Below are 17851 nucleotides of genomic sequence, written 5' to 3' on the forward strand. Positions count from 1 at the left end.
TCAGAACCCGAAGATTTCCTTGCCCAGCGCGAACACCGGCACGGCGGCGAGGACGCCGTCGACGCGGTCGAGCACGCCACCATGGCCCGGAATCAGGTTGCCCGAGTCCTTGGCACCGGCGTGGCGCTTGATCAGGCTTTCGAACAGGTCACCCAGCACCGACGCGAATACGGCCACCACCGAGGTGATCAGCAGGCCCGGCAGGTGCGCGATGTCGATGCCGGCCAGCCAGCCCAGTCCGAGGGCCACGGCGACACCGGCCAGCAGGCCGCCGAACAGGCCTTCCCAGGTCTTGTTGGGGCTGATCCGCGGCGCCAGCTTGTGCTTGCCGAAGTGACGGCCGGCGAAATAGGCGCCCGAATCGGCTGCCCAGACCAGTGCCAGTGCCGCCAGCAGCCACAGGTGGCCCTGCTTGCCTGGCGGGTCACCGCCAGCGTGGATCAGCACCAGCGCTGCCCAGGCAGGAACGATGGCCAGGGTGCCGGCCAGCATCTTCACGATCCGGGAGGGGGCCGTCGGCTGGGCGCCAAAGTTGAAGAAGCGCAGCCAGGCCAGCGCCGCCAGCCACCAGGCAACACCCGCCAGTGTGGTGATCTGGAACAGCACCAGCGTGCTGCCATCGGCCCACACCAGCAGCACCATCAGCAGCAGGTTCAGCACCAGCAGCACGGTGCGCGCTAGGGTGTCTTCGATGCCGGCCAGCTTCAGCCATTCCCACAGGCCGATCAGCAGCACGGCGGCGGCGGCGGCGGCCAGCCATTGCGTCGGCAGCAGCAGGATCGCGGCAATGGCGAGCGGCGCCATGATCAGCGCGGCGAGGACTCGGGTCTTGGTCATGGGCTGGAGGTCTCGGTGGCCAGTGCGGCGATCTGGGCGCTGGTCAGGCCGAAACGACGCTCGCGGCTGCCATAGGCATCCAGCGCCTGCTGCAGCAGGGCGGCATCAAAGTCCGGCCACAGCGCCTCGGTGAACCACAGCTCGGTGTAGGCCAGTTGCCACAGCAGGAAGTTGCTGATGCGGGTGTCGCCACCGGTGCGGATGAACAGATCCGGCGGCGGCAGGTCGGCCAGGGCGACCTGGCTGCCCAGCAGCGATTCGTCGATCTGTTCGGGCAGCAGGCGTCCTGCGGCGACTTCAGCGGCCAGTGCGCGCGCGGCACGGGCGATGTCCTGGCGACCGCCGTAACTGGCGGCGATCGACAGGGTCAGGGTGGTGTTGTCGGCGGTGCGCTGCTCGGCCAGCTGCATGCGGCTGACCAGTCCGGCACCAAAGCGCTCGCGTTCGCCGATGAAGCGTACGCGCACGCCGCGTCGGTGCAGTTCGTCCACTTCGCGGTCGAGCGCGCCGAGGAACAGCTTCATCAGGGCGTCGACTTCTTCCTGCGGCCGGCCCCAGTTCTCGCTGGAAAACGCGAACAGGGTCAGCGCCGGAATGCCCAGTTCAAGGCAGCGCTCGATGGTGCGGTTGACCGCGCGCGCGCCGGCACGATGGCCGATCACGCGCGGGCGGCGGCGCTGCTGTGCCCAGCGCCCGTTGCCATCCATGATGATGGCGACGTGGCGGGGCAGGGTGGCCGGCAACGGAGGCGGGACTGAAGGCATCGACTTCAGACCGACAGCAGTTCTTTTTCCTTGTCGGCAACGACCTTGTCGACGTCCTTGATGTTGGTGTCGGTCAACTTCTGGATGTCGTCCTCACCGCGCTTCTTCTCGTCCTCGCTGATCGCCTTGTCCTTGACCAGCTTGGCGATTTCCTTGTTCGCGTCCTGACGGATGTTGCGGATCGCGATCTTGGCGCCTTCGCCTTCCTTCTGCACCTGCTTGACCAGCTCCTTGCGGCGCTCTTCGGTCGGCGGCGGCATGTTGATGCGGATCGCGGTGCCCAGCGTGTTCGGGGTGAACTCGGCGTTGTAGAGACCCTTCTCGATCTCCTTGATCATGCCCTTGTCGAACGGGGTGACCAGTAGCGAGTGCGCATCGGCGTTGGAGATCGAGGCAACCTGGTTCAGCGGGGTGCTGGCGTTGCCGTAGGCATTGACCGTCACGCGGTCCAGCAGGGCCGGCGTGGCACGCCCGGTCCGGATGGAGGTGAGGGTGTGCTTCAGAGCGTCGATGCTCTTGGCCATGCGCGTCTGCGCGTTGTTCTTGATGTCGTTGAGCATCGCCCGGTCCTGGATGTATCTGGAATCGGGCGATTATAGGCGAATACGGGACGCTGCCGGGCCTGAATCGGCCCGGTTGTCGCCGCGCGCTCAGGCTCAGGCCGGATCGCGGCCCTGGACCAGGGTGCCGATGTTCTCGCCGTTGAGGATCTTCAGCAGCTCGCCCGGCTGGCCCATGTCGAACACGCGCATCGGCAGGTCGCTGTCGCGGGCCAGTGCGAAGGCGGCGGTATCCATCACTTCCAGGCCGCGGCGGATCACTTCGTCATAGCTCAGGCTGTCGAAGCGGACCGCATCGCTGTGCTTGTTCGGGTCCTTGTCGTACACGCCATCGACCTTGGTGGCCTTCAGCAGCAGGTCGGCACCGATCTCGATCGCGCGCAGGGCGGCGCCGGAGTCGGTGGTGAAGAACGGGCTGCCGACGCCGGCGGCGAAGATCACCAGGCGGCCCTTTTCCAGGTGGCGGATGGCGCGGCGGCGGATGTAGTCCTCGCACACGTCGTTGATCTTGATCGCGCTCATCACGCGCGCCTTGGCGCCCAGCTTCTCCAGGGCGTCCTGCATGGCCAGGGCGTTGATGACCGTGGCCAGCATGCCCATCTGGTCGCCGGTGACCCGGTCCATGCCGCCTGCGGCCAGGCCAGCGCCGCGGAAGATGTTGCCGCCGCCGATCACCAGGGCTACTTCGGCACCGGCCTGCTGGGCTTCGATGACCTCACGGGCCAGGCGGTTGATGATCTTCGGGTCGATGCCGTAGTCCTCATCTCCCATCAGCGCCTCCCCGGACAGTTTCAGAAGGATGCGGCGATAGGCGAGCTTGGACATGGGGACCTCGGGTGCGTGGAAATCGCGGGCGATTCTACGCGCATGCGGCGTCGGGCCATAGTGTTTTGTGCACTGCGGCGTAAAATCCTGGCGTTCGCCCCGGTCATCCGGGGCTTCCGGTTCAGCCCAGCTCGGCGCCCGCAGTCGCTGACAGCTCGTCGTGGCCGAGGGCGCCGGGGGAGCGCGCGATCACCCGGTTGCGGCCGAGGTTCTTGGAGCGGTACAGCACGTCGTCGGCTGCGCGCAGCAGGTCCTGCACGTCGGCGAAGCGTTCGTAGCCGCCCTGGGTGGCCACGCCGGCGGAGAAGGTGACGAACAGCGGGCCGCCTTCCAGTTCGGCCATCGGCGTGGCAACGATGTTGGCCAGCACCCGGCGGATCACGTCCAGTGCTACCGTTTCGCTGGTGTTGGGCAGCAGCGCGACGAACTCCTCGCCGCCGAAGCGGGCCACGGTGTCGCTGTGGCGCAGCTGGCCCTGCAGTTTGCCGGCAAAGGCCCGCAGCACCTCGTCGCCGGTCAGGTGGCCATGGGCGTCGTTGATCTTCTTGAAGTCGTCCAGGTCGATGAAGGCCACCGACAGCGGCCAGCCCTGGCGACCGGCGCGCAGGAATTCCTGCTCCAGCACGGCTTCCAACTGGCGCCGGTTGAGCACGCCGGTGAGGGCATCTCGATGGGCCTGGTCGGCCAGGCGCTTGGCCCGGGCTTCGAATTCGTCGGCACGGCGACGGGCCTGGTCGGCATCCTGCAGTTCGCGCAGGTTGCGCAGGGTGGCCAGCTCCTGCGCGTGGTCGATCAGCTCGCGCACCCGCGAGGGGGAATTCAGGCCGGCCTCGAACAGGCTGGCGATGTCCGGCAGGGCCTCGCTGATGCGGGTCAGGACCTGGTCGAAACGGGCGCTGTCCAGTTCAAGGCGGTCATGCACCTGCTGCAGGGCGCGCTCGCGGGCGGCATCGGCGTCATCGTCCAGCCAGATGTCGGCCACGGCACCGGACAGCTGCACGCAGGCCTGGAACGGCGATTCCGCGGCGTCCAGGTCTTCGCTGTGGCTGATGCTCTCCACCAGGTAGCGCGGCAGGCCCCACTGCTCGGCCACCCAAGCGCCGACCTCGGCGTGGCTGCAGCCCAGTTCGTCGCGCTCGCGCGCGACCAGGTCGATGTTGTCGCGTGCTTCGCGCAGCAGCGGCAGGTAGCGCTCCGATTCGGCCTGGGCCAGGCACAGTACGCCCAGGTCTTGCAGCAGGCCGGCCAGCATCAGTTCTTCCAGCCGGCGCAGGCCGCGTGCCTGGCCCAGCTGGCTGGCGGCCAGCGCGCTGAGGATGCTGCGCTTCCAGGCGCGTTGGCGCAGGTCGTGGTCGGCGCCGGTGCCGCCGGTCAGTCCTTGGGTGACGGTGAAGCCGAGGGCCAGGCTGATCGTGGCATTCAGGCCGAGCATGGTCAGTGCCTGGCCGAGGTTCTCGATCCGACGGCGGCTGGCGTACAGCGGCGAATTGGCGATGCGCAGCATGCGAGCGCTCAGCGCCATGTCGATGGCGATGATGTCGGCGGCGGTGGCGATATCCGCTTCCGGGTCCTGTGCCAGTTCGATGATGCGCAGGGCAATACCGGGTGGCGAGGGCAGGTTGCGGCAGAGCGCCAGGGCAGCTGTCAGCTCGGGAGGCATGTCGGGTCGTTCAATTCCATTGGGGCAAGAATACCTAGGAATGCATCACAGTCCGCGATTTTCGTTCCTGCTAAATGACTGTTGATTCCCTGTGCCGAGTATCGGCTTGATTCGCGCGCAACGCAAAGGTGCCGCTGTGTGCACCCCACAGGGCCGCCGGCATAAAAAAAGAGCCGCGGTCTCCCGCGGCTCCTTCTGGTTGCTTCACAGCCGGAAGGCTGGAATCAGACCTGCATCGCCTTGGCAACTTCGGCGGCGTAGTCTTCCACCACCTTCTCGATGCCTTCGCCGACGATCAGCAGCTTGAAGCCAGCAACATCGGCGCCAGCGGCCTTGACCACCTGCTCGACGGTGGTGTCGCCCAGCACGTAGGTCTGGCCGTACAGGGTCACGTCGCTGACGATCTTGTTGATCTTGCCGCTGATGATCTTTTCCAGGATGTCGGCCGGCTTGGCCTTGTCCTTTTCGGACATCTTGGCCAGCTCGATTTCCTTTTCCTTCTCGACGAAGTCGGCCGGAACGTCCGCAGCCTTGTTGTGCGGCGGCTTCAGCGCAGCCACGTGCATGGCCAGGCCACGGGCCAGCTCGACGTCGCCGCCGATCAGATCGACCAACACGCCGACCTTGCCGTTGGTGTGGACATACGCACCGATGTTGCCGGTGGTGTCGACATTCACCATGCGACGGATCTGGATGTTCTCACCCAGGGTCTGCACGGCGGTGGCGCGGGCTTCTTCAACGGTGCGGCCATCGGCCAGCTTGGCAGCCTTCACGGCTTCGACGTCGGTGGCGCCCGATGCCAGGGCGGCAGCGGCAACGGCATTGACGAAGGACTTGAAGTTGTCATCGTTGGCGACGAAGTCGGTTTCCGAGTTGACTTCGACCAGCACGGCCTTGCCGCCATCCTGGGCCAGGCCCAGACGGCCTTCGGCGGCCACGCGGTCAGCCTTCTTGTCGGCCTTGGCAGCGCCGGACTTGCGCATGGCTTCAGCAGCAGCGTCGATGTCGCCGTTGGCTTCGGTGAGCGCCTTCTTGCATTCCATCATGCCGGCGCCGGTGCGCTCGCGCAGTTCCTTGACCAGGGAAGCAGTGATTTCCACGGGATTACCTCACGAAAGAAAGGGGTTGGGCCGGCATGGTGGCCGGCCCGTGTGACACGGTCCTGTCACGCGCCAAAGGCTGCGCGCAGGGAGGGTGGACGCCGGGCGTCCACCCCGGGCCTGGATCAGGCCTGGGCGTCGTCGCCCTTCTTGGCAGCCTTCTTGGCCGGAGCGCGGCGGGCCGGCTTCTCTTCGCCTTCAGCAGCGGCTTCAGCGAACTCTTCCTCACGCACCGAAGCAGCGTGCGGAGCAGCAGCCTTGCCTTCCAGCACGGCGTCGGCAGCGGCGCGGGCGTACAGCTGCACAGCGCGGATGGCGTCGTCGTTGCCCGGGATGGCGTAGTCCACCAGTTCCGGGTTGTAGTTGGTGTCGACCACGGCGATGACCGGGATGCCCAGCTTCTTGGCTTCCTTGATCGCGATGTCTTCGTGGCCGATGTCGATCACGAAGATGGCGTCCGGCAGGCGGTTCATGTCCTTGATGCCGCCCAGCGAGGCTTCCAGCTTGTCGCGCTCGCGACGCAGGCCCAGCACTTCGTGCTTGACCAGCTTCTCGAAGGTGCCGTCGGTTTCACCGGCTTCCAGTTCCTTCAGGCGGGCAACCGACTGCTTGACGGTACGGAAGTTGGTCAGGGTGCCGCCCAGCCAGCGCTGGTTCATGAACGGCATGCCGCAACGCTCGGCTTCTTCCTTGATGGTTTCGCGGGCGCTGCGCTTGGTGCCCAGGAACAGGACGGTGCCGCGCTTCTGGGCAACCGACGAGATGAAGTTCATCGCGTCGTTGAACAGCGGGACGGTCTTTTCCAGGTTGATGATGTGGATCTTGCCGCGGGCGCCGAAGATGTACGGAGCCATCTTGGGGTTCCAGTAGCGGGTCTGGTGGCCGAAGTGGACGCCGGCTTCCAGCATCTGACGCATGGTGACCTGGGGCATTGCAATACTCCTGATATGGAACCAGCGATTCCGCCCGCGGGGATAGGTATGCGGGACGCGTGGAAGCGCGATCGGTTCCGGGGTTGGGCTTCCCTGTTGCCTCCGTGGCCGAACTCCTTGCGGAGCACCCCGGCACGGATGGGGGCAGCAGGTGTGGATTCACCGGTGACGTCCGGTGTGGACGGGTTCCCGCGCACGCAGGCGGCAGGAATCCGGTCGATTATAGCCCGCTTGGTGCGCCGGCTGCAATTGCCGGGCCTGGAGCGACCAGATCGACCACCCGGCCATCCTGCAGCCGGGCCTGGAAATGACCGCCGGCGTAGCCATCAGCGCGGGCGGGCAGGGCCCAGCGGCGCTCATGGCCGGCCAGCAGATACCCGGCCAGACCGGGCAGCAGCAGGGTGCGCTGACCGCCGCTGGTGATGTAGGCGAGATCGTTCAGGCGTGCGTGCAGGGTACCGGTGTTGCTCAGTCGCAGGAAGGTATGTGACTGGCCGGGTTCGATCCCTGCATGCAGCCGCGATTGGGCCATTGGCGTGGCGTGCCCGCGGAACAACGGCAGCGAATAGCGCTGCAGCCCTGGCGTAGTGGGGGCCAGGACGACCCGATAGGCCTGTTCGCCGACAGCGGATGCCGGCTGGCGTGGCAGCAGCCAGATGCGCTGTCGGACGCCGGGCGGGATGTCGAGCAGGGTGGGGCTGGCGAGCACCTGGTCGGTGGGACGCAGCATGTCCGCGTCGGTCTGCTGGTCCCACGCAAGGATCTGTACCCGGCCCTGCCAGCGGCCGGGACCGGGGTTGAAGAGCCAAAGTTCGCCCTGGCCACCTTCGGCGGGCAGCTGCAGTGTGGTCGGCAACAGGTCCAATGCCGCGGCAGGCAACGCCAGCAGCATCGCCAGCAGGGTCAGAAGTGCCCGCATCAGTAGATGACGGTCACGGCGGACGTCGTGTCTTCGTCGTCGGCGGGAGGCGCGAGCTCGCGGACCTGGGGCGGAAGTTGCGGTGTGTCGCTGCGCTGGTGGGGTGCGGGGCAGTGGGTACTGCCGGGGTCATCGCGGCAGGCTTCGACCACGGTCAGGCGGATCTGCAGGTTGCTGGGGCCGGGTTCGGCCCACGCCAATGTGCTGGCGAACAGTATCGCCCCGATCAGAAATGCGCGAGCCACCTGGCAACCACCGTGCTGAAAGATCTCGCTGCGCGGTATCGGCGGGATCGGCCGAATCTGTAGCGTCGACTGTCAGTCGACTGCTCCTGGCACAGGAATGATGCGCGCATCCACGCATGACGTGGATCTGCCGAAACCCCGGTGGGTGTCGACCGTTGGTCGGCATGCAGGTCAATAGGTGATGGTCACCTGCACCACATCGTTGTAGATGCCGGCCGGGGGCTGGCCGGTGACCGGCGGCACCCGGCCATGGATCGTGAGTTGCTGCGCGCTGCCACTTCCGGTGCCGCCAACGGTATCGACGTTGAGGGTATTGCCCCAGCGCAGGCTGCGCGCGGCATCGCGGTACAGCTCGTAGGTGAGGTAGTAGGTGCTGCCGCCGATGGTAGTGGCCATGCGCCGCGTGCTGGTGGCGGTGGGATTGTTCTGGCCGTTGTTGAGGCTGACCTGGTAGGCCGTGTTCTTCAGGCAGGTCAGGGTCAGGGTGGCGGTCCGGTCGATGTTGGCGGGAATGCCGCCGGTGACGTTGCCGAAGTCCATGTTGGTGGTGACGTAGCTGCCGCACTGCGGCAACACGTTGGCGGTGGCGGTGAAGTTGAAGGCGTTGCTGATGCTGTTGGTGCCGGTGGCGCCGCCGTTGCAGTTGGCGGGCACCGTGGCATTGCCGAGCAGGACCTCGTTCCAGGCCCAGGTCAGCACCACGTTGGCGCCGTTGAAGGTGCTGCTGTAGGCGCCTGACGCCAGGATCTGATTGGCGGGGATCTGTGCGGACAGCTGCGTGGTCTGCGTGCCGCTGCCGCCGGTCAGGGGCACGTTGTAGGTCAAGGTCAGCTCCTGCGCCGGCGGCGAGCCGCGCGGGGTCAACCCGGTCACCTGGCTGAAGTTGGAGGTGTTGTAGAGCTGGAAGTTCATGCTGTCGCTGGTGCTGGTCTTCATCGTCCGCCAGCTGGAGCTGCTGCCGCCGCCGCTGCCGGCGCCGATGCCCACGCAGACCCGCACGCCGGTAGTGGCCAGCACGCTCAGCGCGGCAGTGGTGCAGGTCACGGTGATGTTGAGCGTACCGGTGGTTGCACCGGGCGCATTGCTGTTGACGTTGCCAAAAGGCAGCGTCGGGTCGGCGACGGCGGCGCACACCGCGACGGCCCGGGCGGGTGCCGCCGCCAGCAGGCCGGCGACCAGCAGCAGGCCGAGCAGCAACGTCCTCATGGCGCTACCTCCGGGATGCACGCCAGCGGTGCCGGCTTCGGCCGCGCGCCGGAAGCCACCACATTGGGCACGTCCGGTACCTTCACCCTGCATTGCCCGCGGCTGGTGGTGATGTACAGCACGCTGCCGGCGGACACGTCTTCCAGGTACAGCAGCCCGTCATAGCCCACCAGCGCCTGTCGCCCGTCCGGCAGCTGCACCTCGCTGCCGACCTCCAGCGGTTGCCCGTCCATGCCGTGCAGGGTCAGGTTCAACGACGGCCGCGAACGCAGCGCGAAGGTCACGCGGGTACCGGCGCGTTGGCGGGGTGTCACCCAGTCTTCGATGCGATCGGCGCGCATGTCCTCGGGCAGGTCCAGGGTGTCGATGGAGACGCGGTTGTGCTGCCAGGACAGCAGTGGGCTGACCAGCAGCAGGCCGCGATCATCGGTCACGCCGATCAGCCGGTTTTCCAGCCGCACCGGCACGCCGCCCACGCCGTTGGTGCTGATGACTGCGAACGCGTCGGAGACTTCGCGGGTGGCGAAGGCATGCCCGCCCATCCACACCAGGCTGCCACTGGCGCTGGCGTAGGCATAGTTCAGGCCGCCCTGGCGCGAGGCGCCGAATGAGTAGCGACCGACGTCATTGAGGATGCCGACTTCGGCCAGGCCGCCATTGCCGTCCTCGCCATGGCGCACCTGCGCGCGCCAACCGACGCCGCCGGCGCTGCCGTCGCCGGGCACCGGCTGGGTCACGTCCGCTACCCAGCTCTGGCTGTCGCCGTTGCGCTGGCTGGAGAGGCTGGCCTGGCGGTTGTTGCCCAGGCTGGCGGTGACCGACAGGTAGATGCTGCGGTCATCGCTCTTGTCCAGGTTCTGGTTCACCGACAGGTAGGCCGACCACCGCTGGCTCCAGGTGCGTGACCAGAACAGACTGGCGTAGCGGTTGTCGTCTCCGTCGGGATAGCGCAGGCGCAGGTAGCTGGCGCTGAGCGTGCCCAGCCGCAGCAGATCGGCGCCGACCGTGGCCTGTTCACTGATGCTCGGCGGCAGGTTGCCCTGCAGTGCGCCCAGGTCGCGGTAATCGCCATGGCTGCGCACGCTGCGCAGATTGAAGTTGAGTCGGCGGTTGTTCCAGCTGTAGCCCAGTGCCCATTGCCCGCCCCGCAGGCCGTAATAGTCACTGTGCGCATAGGCGGCGTTGAACACGCCCGCGCCGCCGAGCAGCCACCAGCCGCCGATGCCGGCCTGGGCCAGGCCGCCGCCGCCTTCGGCATGTGCTTCGCCGGTAAAGGTGTCGCTGATACCGCCTCGCCAGCTGGCACTGGCCACGGTGCGATCGTCGTAGGCGAAGGAACGCTGGCCGAAATCCTCACGCAGGCGGCCAACGCCGGCCGACCAGTCCGACAGGCCCTTGGCCAGCAGCTGCTGGGTGCCATAGAAACTGAAATCCAGCGTCTGCATGCGCCCGAATGCATCGGTCACCACCACCTGTGCGCTGCCGGTGCCGCTGATGCCGGGTTGCGCGGCCAGCTGGAACGGACCGACCGGCACCTGCCCGCTGTACTGGCGCAGGCCATCGACGTACAGCTCGACCGTGGACGGCACCACCGCCTGGCCGAGGAAGCTGGGCGTGGGGGTGAGTACGCGATACGGCTGCAGGCCGTAGTTGCGGCCGATCTGCAGGCCGCCCAAGCGCACCGGACGGGTCCAGTCGACGAAGCCGCTGTAGAAATCGCCGACCTCCAGCGTCATCGCCTTGTCGGGGAAATCCAGGCTCCAGCGCGTATCCAGGCGCACGCTCTCACCGCGCCAGCGACGGTCGCCGGGCTGCTGGTAGCGCCGGCTGATCGCTGTGTTCTCGACGGTGCCGTTGCCGATCCCGAACAGGCGCAGCTCCGAGCTGAGGCTGAGGTTGCCGAGCATGTCGACCCGGCTGCCATACACGTCGTAGTTCAGCAGCAGGCCGGGCGAGGCGGTGCTGGCCGGTGCCCGGGTCTGCGGCTGGCTGAGCACGGTGGTCGGCAGGGTCAGCTGGTCCAGCGGCACGTCCAGGGCCAGGGTCTGCATATGCGCGTCGTAGCGCACAACCGCCCCGCTGATCTGGTCCAGATAGACCGGCGCATCGCCGCGGGCGCTGAAGCCGAGCTGGCGCAGCACTTCCGGACTGGCCTGCAGCCGGCCACGGGTTTCAGTGAATGGCAGCAGGCCGCGGGGCGTGCTGTTGAGCGAGACGTCCAGGTACAGGGTCTGGCTGGCGGTCAGGGGCGTGGGGGCGGGCAGGATCGCGTCGGCCGACACCCCGGAGACGTCCGCAGCCCCGGCGGCAGCCACGCCGGACACATCGGCGGCTTCGGTCGCCGCAGGAGCCAGGGCAGCAAACAGCGCGCCCATCAACGCCTCAGCGAGCCGGTGGTGGCGACAGCGGCGTCTGTTCCGACTCGCCATTGAGCTTGGCCGTGATCTGGTCGTTGTCGCGGTCGATGGCCGTGCGCTCGATCGGCCAGCGCATCACCTGCCCGGGCAGTACATAGCCCAGCAGGCCGGGGTGCACGATGCGCGGGCGCTGGACGCTGCCCAGCGCCAGGTCGGCGATCTGTGCATAGCTGTTGCCGGTGTTGGCCACCTCCACGCCGTTGCGTCCGTCGTCCAGCCGGACCAGGCTGGCCTGCAGGCGCGGCGCCAGCTTGCCGCCCGAGGGTTGCACGAACACTGGAATCGAATAGCGCAGCACGAACTGCATGCCGTTGGCACGGGTCGCCAGATCAGGCACCTCGTCGACGATCAGCCGGTAGTACTGCTGTGCCGCAGGCGGTTCGTGGTTCGGGCGCATGACCCGTACCAGCTGCTGCTGGCCCGCGCCCAGTTCCTGCATCGGAGGGGTGGCCAGCAGTTCCTCGGTGGGCAGCAGTTGTTCCTGGCCATCCTGCTGTACCCAGCGGAAGACCCGCACCTGCAGCCTGACCGGCGAGGTGCCACTGTTGGTCAGCCACAGTTCGCCGGCGCGCTGGCGGGCCTCAAGCTGCAGGCTGGTGGGGGCGACCTGGAGGCTGGTGGCACCGGCAGGGGCTGCGGCCAGCAGGGAGAGGGCGAGCAGCGCCACGCCGGTGGCGCGCCACGGGCGGGGTCCGGCCATGCGGGCGTGCTCCATCAATAGGTGATCGTGGCGGTGACCGTATCCAGGTAGTTGCCGGTGGCCGGGTTGTTGGTGCTCAGGTTCAGGATCTGGCCGTAGACGATGTAGGGCACGGCCAGGCCAGTGCCGATGCCGGCCTGGGTGTTGGTGCCCGAGGTCGCACCCCAGACCAGGGTATGTGCGGCGTCCTGGTAGAGCTGGTAGCCAACGAAGTTGTTGGCGGTCACCGCGGCGTTGGTGTTCTTCATCCGGCGGGTGGTGACGTCGTTGGCGGTGCTGGCATTGGCGCCCGCGTTCAGCGAAATCGTGTACGGGGTCAGGGCCGAGCATTGGGCGGTCACCGTGCCCTGGCCCAGGGTGGGGGTCGCCGTGGTCGAGGCCGCCGTGCCGAAGTCAACGTTGGTGGCCGCCGCCGCCGTGATGGTGCAGGCCTTGGTGACCACCAGGGTCACGTTGAAGGTCGTGGTGTCGGCGGCCAGTGCGGGGCCGGCCAGCAACAGTCCGGTCAGGACCCAGGCGAGCGGTGAGCGGAACGTGGATCGCATGGACAACCTCCCTGACCCGAAGGTCTGTTGAACAAGGCGAAGGCGGCAGGTTCGGGGCCGCTTTGACAACGGTCGTGGCCAGCTTCTGCGGGTAAGTGTCTGTAATCCGTGATAAACAGGCGTGCGAAAGGGTGGAGATCGTCACGCTTTCACTTTCCTTGCCGGAACCGTGCATGCCCCGGATCGCCAGTTGGGTGGCGTTCGTTCAGATTGCAGCGGGATCGGCGATAATGGGCGCCATGAGCGTGAATCTGAAAACCCCGCAGGAAATCGAGATGATGCGCATCGCCGGCCGCCTGGCCAGCGAAGTGCTCGACATCGTCACCCCCCACGTCAAGCCCGGTGTCACCACCGAGGAGCTGGACCGCATCTGCCACGACCACATCGTGAACGTGCAGGGCGCGATTCCGGCCAACGTCGGCTACCGCGGCTTCCCGAAGACCGTGTGCACCTCGGTCAACAACGTCATCTGCCACGGTATTCCCAGCGAAGGGAAGGTGCTGAAGGATGGCGACATCATCAATATCGACGTCACCGTCATCAAGGACGGCTGGCACGGCGACACCAGCCGCATGTACTTCGTCGGCACGCCGTCGGTGATGGCCCGCCGCCTGGTGGAAACCACCTACGAAGCGATGTGGCGCGGCATCCGTGCGGTGCGTCCGGGCGCAACCCTGGGCGACATCGGCCATGCCATCCAGAGCTATGCCGAAGGCGAGCGTTTCAGCGTGGTGCGCGAGTACTGCGGCCACGGCATCGGCAAGGTCTACCACGACGAGCCGCAGGTGGTGCATTACGGCCGCCCGGGCCAGGGCCTGGTGCTGCAGCCGGGCATGACCTTCACCATCGAACCGATGATCAACGAGGGCACCCGTTACAACAAGGTGCTGCCGGATGGCTGGACCGTGGTGACCAAGGACCGCAAGCTGTCGGCGCAGTGGGAGCACATGATCGCGGTCACCGAGACCGGCGTCGACGTGCTGACTCTGTCGCCGGGCGAGTCGCAGGTCTCCTGAGGATGCTGCCGGCGAGTTCGCTGCTGGACACGCCGGCCGCGTCGCTCAACGACCCGGACTGGGCTGCTGCCGCGCGCCAGGCGCTGCAGCAGGCCGACGCGCGCCTGTACCGCCGCTTCGACCAGGGCGACAACATCGAGCGCCTGCTGGCGCTGCGCGCGCGTGCCGCCGACCATCTGATCCGCCTGGCGTGGCAGCGCTGCCTGCCAGTCGATAGTGGCCTGTCGCTGTTCGCGGTGGGCGGCTATGGGCGCGGTGAGCTGTTCCCGCACTCGGACATCGACCTGCTGGTGTTCGGCGGCCAGCCGGCACAGCTGGCGTACGAAGCGGCACTGGCGCGCCTGTTTGCGCTGCTGTGGGATTGCGGTCTGGCGGTCAGCCATGCGGTGCGTTCTGCATCCCAGTGCCGCGAGGCGGCGACGGACCAGACCGTGCTGACCGCGCTGATCGAGGCGCGCCCGATCCTGGCTGATGATGCGGCGCGCCGCGCGCTGCGCGAGGCCATCGACGACCGCGAACTGTGGCCGGCACGCGCGTTCTTCCTGGCCAAGCTGGAAGAACTGCGCAACCGGCACCAGCGTTTCGGCGATACCGCCGACAACCTGGAGCCGGACCTGAAGGATGGTCCCGGTGGCCTGCGCGATCTCAACACGCTGGGCTGGATGGCTCTGCGTGCCTTTGGCGTGCGCGACCTGGAAGCCCTGGTCGGGCTCGGCCATCTGGGTGCCGACGAAGCCGCGGCGCTTAAGCGCGAACGTGCGGTGCTGGCGCGGTTGCGCTTCGGCCTGCACCTGGTAGCACGTCGCCCGGAAGAGCGCCTGCGTTTCGATTACCAGAAGACCCTGGCCGCGCGCTTGGGCTTCGAAGACGACGCCGAGAACCTCGGTGTCGAGAAGATGATGCAGGGCTTCTACCGCGCCGCGCTGGTGGTGCGCCGGATCAGCGACCGCCTGCTGCAGCGCTTCGAGGAACAGTTCGATGGCGAAGCGCAGCCGGAGCCGCTGACCGTGGGCTTCTCCCTGCGCCGCGGCTACCTGGCCGCCAACGAGGCCGACTGGCCGCGTGGCGATATCGGCCAGGTGTTTGCGCTGTTCTCCAGCTGGGCCAACAATCCGCAGGTACGCGGCCTGCATTCGCTGACGGCGCGCGCGCTGGCCGAAGCGCTGCCGCTGCTGCCGGCCTACGACCAGGCCGACACCGACGCGCGCGAGCAGTTCATGACCCTGCTGCGTGGCCAACGCCCGGTCGATACGCTTTCGCGCATGGCGCGACTGGGCGTGCTCGGCCAGTGGATTCCCGCGTTCGCCCAGGTCAGCGGGCGCATGCAGTTCGACCTGTTCCATGTCTATACCGTCGACCAGCACACGCTGATGGTCCTGCGCAACATCGGCCTGTTCGCCAGCAGCCGTGCCGACGAACGCTTCTCGATCGCCCATGAAGTCTGGCCGCGCCTGCGCAAGCCGGAGCTGCTGCTGCTGGCCGGCCTGTTCCATGACATTGCCAAGGGCCGCGGCGGCGACCATTCCGAACTGGGCGCGGTCGATGCGCGCGCGTTCTGCCAGGCGCATGCGCTGAGCACGTCCGATACCGAACTGGTAGCGTGGCTGGTCGAACAGCACCTGCGCATGTCGGTGACCGCGCAGAAGCAGGACATCGCCGACCCGGTGGTGATCCATCGCTTCGCCACCCTGGTGGGCAGCCGCGACCGCCTCGACTATCTGTACCTGCTGACCTGCGCTGATATCGCCGGCACCAGTCCGAAGCTGTGGAACGCGTGGAAGGACCGCCTGCTGGCCGATCTGTATTTCGCCACCCGGCGCGCGCTGCGCGAAGGGCTCGAGCATCCGGTACCGGCGGCCGAGCGCGTGGCCGAGGCGCGTGACAGCGTGCGCGCACTGGTGCGCGAGCAGGGTTACGACGACGCCACCATCGACCGCCAGTTCGCCGTGATGCCGGATGAGGGCTTCATTCGCCTGCGCCCTGAGCAGCTGGCCTGGCAGGCCGCCGCGCTGGTACCGGTGAAACAGGGCCAGACGCTGGTGAAGGTGCGCCGCATCAGTGTCGACGACCCGGCACTGGAAGTGTTCGTGCATTCGCCGGACCGCGACGGCCTGTTTGCCGCCATCGTGATGACCCTGGACCGCAAGGGCTACGGGATCCATCGCGCGCGCGTGCTGGATGGCCCGGCCGACACCATTTTCGATACCTTCGAAGTGAACCCGGCCGACAGCTTCGCCGATGGCAGCAGCGCCAACCTGGAGGCCGCGCTGCGCGAGGCACTCAGTGGTGACCTGTCGCGCCTGCGCCCGTCGCGTCGGGTGGTGCCACGCCAGCTGCGCCATTTCCGCTTCGCGCCGCGCATCGAGTTCCGCGATGAACCGGGCGCAACCCGTTTTGCCCTGGTCGCACCCGACCGCCCCGGCCTGCTGGCCGACGTGGCGTTCGTGCTGCGCAACCAGGGCCTGCGCGTGCATGATGCACGCATTGCCACGTTCGGCGAACGCGCCGAAGACACCTTCGTGATCAGTGACGAACACGACCTCCCCCTGACTGAACCTGCCCGGCAGCAGCTGCATGACGCGATGCTGGCCTGCCTGGACCCTGATCGAAACGCCGGAGACCCCGCCTGATGGCCACCAAGCCTGTTAAGAAGACTGCTGCCACCGCCAAGAGCGCAGCGGCCAAGAAAACTGCCGCCGTGCCGGCCGCGAAGAAGGCTGCCGCGCCGAAGAAAGCCGCGGTGGTGAAGGCGCCGGCGAAGAAGGTGGCAGCACCGAAGAAGGCCCCGGCCAAGAGCGCAGAAGCCGCACGCGCCGAAACCATCGCCCGCAAGTCGCTGCGCAAGCCGGCCGCGCCGGGCGTGGAAGAACTGAAGTTCGGCATCGAAAGTGCCTTCGAACGCCGCGCCACGCTGACCCTTCACGAACTGGAAGGCTCGACCAGGCCGCTGGTCAACCGTGTGATCGACGGCCTGGAAAGCGGCGAATTCCGCGTTGCCGAACCGGACGGCCACGGTGGCTGGAAGGTCAACGAGTGGCTGAAGAAGGCCGTGCTGTTGTACTTCCGCGTCAACGACATGGCCGTGGTCGACGCACGTCCGGCGCCGTTCTGGGACAAGGTCGAATCGCGTTTTGCCGGTTATGACGAAGCGAAGTTCCGCCGTGGTGGCGTGCGCGTGGTGCCGGGCGCCATTGCCCGCCGCGGTACGTACTTCGGCAAGGACGTGGTGCTGATGCCGAGCTTCACCAACATCGGTGCCTATGTCGGTGAAGGCACCATGGTCGATACCTGGGCCACCGTGGGTTCGTGCGCGCAGATCGGCCAGCACTGCCACCTGTCCGGCGGTGCCGGCATTGGCGGCGTGCTGGAACCCCTGCAGGCCAGCCCGACCATCATTGAAGACCACTGCTTCATCGGTGCGCGTTCAGAAGTGGTGGAAGGCGTGGTGGTCGGTCACCACAGCGTGATCGGCATGGGCGTGTTCCTCAGCCAGAGCACCCGCATCTACAACCGTGCCACCGGCGAGATCACCTACGGCTACATCCCGCCGTACAGCGTGGTGGTGTCCGGCTCGCTGCCGAGCAAGGACGGTACGCATTCGCTGTACTGCGCGGTGATCGTCAAGCAGGTTGATGCCAGGACCCGCAGCAAGACCAGCGTCAACGACCTGCTGCGCGGCCTGGCCGACTGAAGGTGGCTGCGCCGGAGGATCTGGCGCAGTCCGCGATCTACCGGCATCCGTCCGACACCCTGTTGGGGCGGATGCTGCCGCGCCTGCTGCACGCCATGCGCTGGACCCGACTGCGCCGCGCACTGTCGCGGCGCTGGCCGATGCCGGCGCCGCCTTCGGTGGCCATCAGGCCCTCCTGCGTTTCCTCACCTGCCAGGACGAGGCCATCGCCCGCACCTGCGACTGTCGCTGGGCCAGCACCCGCATCGCGCTGCCGGTAGGCCTCGACAGCCTGCAGCCGCTGCGCCTGGAACGCGAGCTGCAGTGCCCGCGCCTGCAGGCGATGGGCGTGGCGCTTGCATCGGGCCTGGCCTTCCGCTTGCCGAGAGTGCCGTTCCGGGTCGTGTCCGAGCGCCTGTTGTGAGATTCTGGCCCTCTGTTTTCCAGCATCACAG

General features: G+C 67.3%; 17 protein-coding genes. 4 read left to right on the forward strand and 13 right to left on the reverse strand.

The genetic code is table 11. From position 1 onward, the window contains the following. From AC5P9P_RS02655 to AC5P9P_RS02715, 13 genes are all read right to left on the reverse strand, one after another. A complete protein-coding gene (locus tag AC5P9P_RS02655; protein ID WP_005408742.1) occupies positions 1 to 837 on the reverse strand; it encodes a phosphatidate cytidylyltransferase in 837 nt (278 codons plus the stop codon). Further along, positions 834 to 1601 carry a polyprenyl diphosphate synthase gene (uppS, locus tag AC5P9P_RS02660; RefSeq protein ID WP_005408743.1) on the reverse strand — a complete coding sequence of 256 codons (768 nt, stop codon included), beginning with the start codon at positions 1599 to 1601 and terminating at the stop codon, positions 834 to 836. The genes AC5P9P_RS02655 and uppS overlap by 4 nt, the downstream gene beginning before the upstream one ends. Positions 1602 to 1606: 5 nt before the next feature. Beyond that, entirely contained in the window at positions 1607 to 2161 is a 555-nt protein-coding gene (gene frr / locus AC5P9P_RS02665; RefSeq protein WP_005408744.1) for a ribosome recycling factor, read from the reverse strand. Between the two features lie 96 nt (positions 2162 to 2257). Continuing rightward, on the reverse strand, positions 2258 to 2986 hold the full coding sequence (gene pyrH, locus AC5P9P_RS02670; protein ID WP_005408745.1) for a UMP kinase: 729 nt from the start codon (positions 2984 to 2986) through the stop codon (positions 2258 to 2260). Positions 2987 to 3107: 121 nt separating this feature from the next. Then, positions 3108 to 4646, reverse strand: a complete 1539-nt coding sequence (locus AC5P9P_RS02675) for a GGDEF domain-containing protein (protein ID WP_005412741.1) — start codon at positions 4644 to 4646, stop codon at positions 3108 to 3110. A 224-nt stretch (positions 4647 to 4870) separates the two neighbouring features. Beyond that, complete coding sequence (gene tsf, locus AC5P9P_RS02680) at positions 4871 to 5746, reverse strand: translation elongation factor Ts (RefSeq protein WP_005408747.1); 876 nt, start codon at positions 5744 to 5746, stop codon at positions 4871 to 4873. A gap of 125 nt (positions 5747 to 5871) precedes the next feature. After that, positions 5872 to 6678 carry a 30S ribosomal protein S2 gene (gene rpsB, locus AC5P9P_RS02685; RefSeq protein ID WP_005408748.1) on the reverse strand — a complete coding sequence of 269 codons (807 nt, stop codon included), beginning with the start codon at positions 6676 to 6678 and terminating at the stop codon, positions 5872 to 5874. Between the two features lie 220 nt (positions 6679 to 6898). After that, the gene (locus AC5P9P_RS02690; RefSeq protein WP_033834088.1) at positions 6899 to 7597 is read right to left on the reverse strand and encodes a fimbrial biogenesis chaperone; all 699 of its coding nucleotides are present in this window, start codon (positions 7595 to 7597) and stop codon (positions 6899 to 6901) included. Continuing rightward, positions 7597 to 7842, reverse strand: coding sequence for a hypothetical protein (locus AC5P9P_RS02695; RefSeq protein WP_033834089.1), 246 nt, complete (start codon positions 7840 to 7842; stop codon positions 7597 to 7599). Before AC5P9P_RS02695 ends, AC5P9P_RS02690 begins: the two co-directional genes overlap by 1 nt. Before the next feature lie 171 nt (positions 7843 to 8013). After that, complete coding sequence (locus AC5P9P_RS02700) at positions 8014 to 9048, reverse strand: Csu type fimbrial protein (RefSeq protein WP_495232590.1); 1035 nt, start codon at positions 9046 to 9048, stop codon at positions 8014 to 8016. Then, a complete protein-coding gene (locus AC5P9P_RS02705; protein ID WP_495232591.1) occupies positions 9045 to 11423 on the reverse strand; it encodes a fimbria/pilus outer membrane usher protein in 2379 nt (792 codons plus the stop codon). Before AC5P9P_RS02705 ends, AC5P9P_RS02700 begins: the two co-directional genes overlap by 4 nt. 7 nt (positions 11424 to 11430) lie before the next feature. Beyond that, positions 11431 to 12180 carry a fimbrial biogenesis chaperone gene (locus AC5P9P_RS02710; protein ID WP_049402561.1) on the reverse strand — a complete coding sequence of 250 codons (750 nt, stop codon included), beginning with the start codon at positions 12178 to 12180 and terminating at the stop codon, positions 11431 to 11433. Then, positions 12180 to 12710, reverse strand: coding sequence for a Csu type fimbrial protein (locus AC5P9P_RS02715; protein WP_005412747.1), 531 nt, complete (start codon positions 12708 to 12710; stop codon positions 12180 to 12182). The genes AC5P9P_RS02710 and AC5P9P_RS02715 overlap by 1 nt, the downstream gene beginning before the upstream one ends. A 173-nt stretch (positions 12711 to 12883) precedes the next feature. Here AC5P9P_RS02715 and map point away from each other — a divergent pair, with 173 nt between their 5' ends. Genes map through AC5P9P_RS02735 form a run of 4 tightly spaced genes read left to right on the forward strand, consistent with a single transcriptional unit; the run spans position 12884 to position 17820 of the window. Further along, positions 12884 to 13726 carry a type I methionyl aminopeptidase gene (map, locus tag AC5P9P_RS02720; protein WP_005408754.1) on the forward strand — a complete coding sequence of 281 codons (843 nt, stop codon included), beginning with the start codon at positions 12884 to 12886 and terminating at the stop codon, positions 13724 to 13726. A gap of 20 nt (positions 13727 to 13746) precedes the next feature. Beyond that, positions 13747 to 16356, forward strand: coding sequence for a [protein-PII] uridylyltransferase (locus tag AC5P9P_RS02725; RefSeq protein WP_447608955.1), 2610 nt, complete (start codon positions 13747 to 13749; stop codon positions 16354 to 16356). Beyond that, positions 16356 to 17417 (forward strand): 2,3,4,5-tetrahydropyridine-2,6-dicarboxylate N-succinyltransferase, encoded by a 1062-nt coding sequence (gene dapD, locus AC5P9P_RS02730; RefSeq protein WP_005408756.1) that lies wholly within the window; start codon positions 16356 to 16358, stop codon positions 17415 to 17417. Before AC5P9P_RS02725 ends, dapD begins: the two co-directional genes overlap by 1 nt. Further along, positions 17359 to 17820 carry a hypothetical protein gene (locus AC5P9P_RS02735; protein ID WP_229295560.1) on the forward strand — a complete coding sequence of 154 codons (462 nt, stop codon included), beginning with the start codon at positions 17359 to 17361 and terminating at the stop codon, positions 17818 to 17820. The genes dapD and AC5P9P_RS02735 overlap by 59 nt, the downstream gene beginning before the upstream one ends. Positions 17821 to 17851 lie beyond the last annotated feature (31 nt).

It is taken from the genome of Stenotrophomonas sp. YJH_SMC_14-1, from assembly GCF_059372275.1.

Excerpts from the sequence above, each read along its gene's own strand:
- AC5P9P_RS02655 (WP_005408742.1), bottom strand. The coding sequence starts at position 837 with ATGACCAAGACCCGAGTCCTCGCCGCGCTGATCATGGCGCCGCTCGCC.
- uppS (WP_005408743.1), bottom strand. The coding sequence starts at position 1,601 with ATGCCTTCAGTCCCGCCTCCGTTGCCGGCCACCCTGCCCCGCCACGTC.
- frr (WP_005408744.1), bottom strand. The coding sequence starts at position 2,161 with ATGCTCAACGACATCAAGAACAACGCGCAGACGCGCATGGCCAAGAGC.
- pyrH (WP_005408745.1), bottom strand. The coding sequence starts at position 2,986 with ATGTCCAAGCTCGCCTATCGCCGCATCCTTCTGAAACTGTCCGGGGAG.
- AC5P9P_RS02675 (WP_005412741.1), bottom strand. The coding sequence starts at position 4,646 with ATGCCTCCCGAGCTGACAGCTGCCCTGGCGCTCTGCCGCAACCTGCCC.
- rpsB (WP_005408748.1), bottom strand. The coding sequence starts at position 6,678 with ATGCCCCAGGTCACCATGCGTCAGATGCTGGAAGCCGGCGTCCACTTC.
- AC5P9P_RS02690 (WP_033834088.1), bottom strand. The coding sequence starts at position 7,597 with ATGCGGGCACTTCTGACCCTGCTGGCGATGCTGCTGGCGTTGCCTGCC.
- AC5P9P_RS02700 (WP_495232590.1), bottom strand. The coding sequence starts at position 9,048 with ATGAGGACGTTGCTGCTCGGCCTGCTGCTGGTCGCCGGCCTGCTGGCG.
- AC5P9P_RS02705 (WP_495232591.1), bottom strand. The coding sequence starts at position 11,423 with ATGGGCGCGCTGTTTGCTGCCCTGGCTCCTGCGGCGACCGAAGCCGCC.
- AC5P9P_RS02710 (WP_049402561.1), bottom strand. The coding sequence starts at position 12,180 with ATGGAGCACGCCCGCATGGCCGGACCCCGCCCGTGGCGCGCCACCGGC.
- AC5P9P_RS02715 (WP_005412747.1), bottom strand. The coding sequence starts at position 12,710 with ATGCGATCCACGTTCCGCTCACCGCTCGCCTGGGTCCTGACCGGACTG.
- map (WP_005408754.1), top strand. The coding sequence starts at position 12,884 with ATGCCCCGGATCGCCAGTTGGGTGGCGTTCGTTCAGATTGCAGCGGGA.
- dapD (WP_005408756.1), top strand. The coding sequence starts at position 16,356 with ATGGCCACCAAGCCTGTTAAGAAGACTGCTGCCACCGCCAAGAGCGCA.
- AC5P9P_RS02735 (WP_229295560.1), top strand. The coding sequence starts at position 17,359 with ATGCCAGGACCCGCAGCAAGACCAGCGTCAACGACCTGCTGCGCGGCC.